Genomic DNA, 2310 nt, shown 5'->3' on the forward strand with positions numbered 1-2310 from the left:
TAGCTTTTTAACTTTACAGGATAGCTTATGATTATTTGAAGTTCTGCGGCTTTGATATAGCTTCTGTGCTATCTCAGCATTATAGTCACTATTTATACTAGTGCGATTAAGTTCCTTTTTTATAGCTCTTTCACTATAGCCAATTTTATTGGCTATTTGAGATGTTTGGTATCCTAATTTAAGTAATTCTTCTATGCAATATCTATTTGAAAGAGTTAAGTGCTTTGGCATTTTTTAGTTCCTTATCGTTTATTTTAGTTTCGTCAAAACCTAATAAACTATATTTGGAACTCTCTTTCAACTATTTAAAACTTTCAGAATACAATCTAGCTAATAAATTATTTTGTTTACAAACTTCTGATAGCTTCTGTAATTCTTCTTTTGTATATATATTTCTAATTCTATTGAATTAGAAATATATACTAATTTAGGTTTTGCCATATGAGGAGCATGAGAGTTATTTTTAATCACTTCTTTGATATCATTAGATGTTAATTTACCATTATCAGAAAAAACTGAAATAATCTTATGTTCTGTAGCCTCAATTGCACCAGCCTCTCGTAAAGCGATATGCCCACTATTAGCAGAAATTACAGCCTCATATGGCTCAAAATACTTGAAATACATATCAGGTTAGCAAGAGTTCCTCCAGCAACAAAATATACCTCTACATTATCTTTATTAAGGTGTTTGCAGATTAACTCCCTTGCCTGACTAGAATATTCATCATTCCCATAAGCTAACTGTTGAATTAAATTTGTATGCTCTAATGCTTTAATTATCTTAGGATGACATCCTTCACTATAATCATCAAGAAAACTATATCTAAACATATAACACATCTCATTAAATTTAAAAGTAAACTTCCTTTTAGTATATGGTATATATATTTATTTTGAGATATCTTATTACATATTATTCAATTATTTCTAAAAAAGAAATTGAATATAAACAAAGATTCTATACTAACTTAGAAAAGTTGATATACCAGAATTTACGATAACTCATGAGACAAATTTAGGTAACTATATGATTTTTTTAGAAAAACAAAATGATAATGCAGAAACTTTAGCATATATTGGTCATGTTGATAATGTAATTCATAGTATTGTACCAGAAGAGCTAAAATACAGACGTTTTCTTGCTAGCGATTTTGATTATGGCTTTGAGCTAGGATCACCACAAAGCATTTATAATCTTGGTGAATGTATTTTGCTCAACAACATGATTTATTCATCAAGAACAGATGTTAGTAGATCAGAAAGAGACCCAATAATGTGGGGACCTGAATTTGTGACGACAGGCATATTCATTATTCCCAAAAACACCCCTGTAAGCTATATAGCAAAATATTTATCATTTGATACAGAAAATACTCTTGCAGATATCTATAAACAAATTTATACTCAACTTAAATCTCCTTTTGCTATTGTAGGATGCGTTCAGTTTTCACAAGTGAATGCAGAAGCTATAACTAGAACACCTATAAATAGTAAAATATCTTTACTAATAGTCAAAATTATTATGATGAGAAAAAATATGAAGACACAGATGTAAACTTTGCTATCATGGGTGTAGTAAGTAATCCGGACGATAAGAAATTAGAGCAAATCAATCAAGAACTCTCATCTGTTTTATATCACAACCCTTTTGCGAATAAAAATAAGCTTTTAACTCACACACATGGACTGATGCTTAATAAATCTATTATTGATATTGAAAAAGTACATCCGCGCAATGCTAAAGAAGTCTTACACATACAAGACCGATCATTAGTTCGCAATATCAAGCTTAAAGTTTATAAAATAAAAGGACTTACAAAATATGCTTAAACTTATGAATAATAATCTAAGTACTTTTTTTTCGCTCTAAAATAAATTTAAAGCTAGATTGTATTCTGAAAGTTTTAAATAGTTGAAAGAGAGTTCCAAATATAGTTTATTAGGTTTTGACGAAACTAAAATAAACGATAAGGAACTAAAAAATGCCAAAGCACTTAACTCTTTCAAATAGATATTGTATAGAAGAATTACTTAAATTAGGATACCAAACATCTCAAATAGCCAATAAAATTGGCTATAGTGAAAGAGCTATAAAAAAGGAACTTAATCGCACTAGTATAAATAGTGACTATAATGCTGAGATAGCACAGAAGCTATATCAAAGCCGCAGAACTTCAAATAATCATAAGCTATCCTGTAAAGTTAAAAAGCTAATAATAGCTTTGTTAAAAAAGAAGATATCTCCGGAACTTATTTGTGGTAGATTAAAACATGAGGGCATTGTTAATATAACTCACAAAGCAATTTA

Annotated in this window: 6 protein-coding genes; 3 read left to right on the forward strand and 3 right to left on the reverse strand. The window is 29.0% G+C overall.

The genetic code is table 11. The features are described from left to right. The 3 genes from F8C69_RS09910 to F8C69_RS10890 all read right to left on the reverse strand — a co-directional run. Positions 1-231 (reverse strand): helix-turn-helix domain-containing protein (locus F8C69_RS09910; protein WP_159183974.1); only part of this gene is annotated, 231 nt, incomplete at its 3' end. Positions 232-330: 99 nt separating this feature from the next. After that, positions 331-627 carry a beta-eliminating lyase-related protein gene (locus F8C69_RS10885; protein WP_234384129.1) on the reverse strand — a complete coding sequence of 99 codons (297 nt, stop codon included), beginning with the start codon at positions 625-627 and terminating at the stop codon, positions 331-333. After that, positions 591-833, reverse strand: coding sequence for a hypothetical protein (locus tag F8C69_RS10890; RefSeq protein WP_234384128.1), 243 nt, complete (start codon positions 831-833; stop codon positions 591-593). The genes F8C69_RS10885 and F8C69_RS10890 overlap by 37 nt, the downstream gene beginning before the upstream one ends. Positions 834-1029: 196 nt before the next feature. Between F8C69_RS10890 and F8C69_RS09920 the strand changes: the two genes are divergently transcribed. From F8C69_RS09920 to F8C69_RS09925, 3 genes are all read left to right on the forward strand, one after another. Next, a complete protein-coding gene (locus F8C69_RS09920; RefSeq protein WP_234384127.1) occupies positions 1030-1557 on the forward strand; it encodes a hypothetical protein in 528 nt (175 codons plus the stop codon). Positions 1558-1568: 11 nt separating this feature from the next. After that, complete coding sequence (locus F8C69_RS10895; protein ID WP_234384126.1) at positions 1569-1832, forward strand: hypothetical protein; 264 nt, start codon at positions 1569-1571, stop codon at positions 1830-1832. A gap of 152 nt (positions 1833-1984) precedes the next feature. Continuing rightward, a partial coding sequence (locus F8C69_RS09925; RefSeq protein WP_159185022.1) for a helix-turn-helix domain-containing protein occupies positions 1985-2310 on the forward strand: 326 nt, incomplete at its 3' end.

Source organism: Francisella noatunensis subsp. noatunensis, assembly GCF_009823375.1.
Lineage (GTDB): Bacteria > Pseudomonadota > Gammaproteobacteria > Francisellales > Francisellaceae > Francisella > Francisella noatunensis.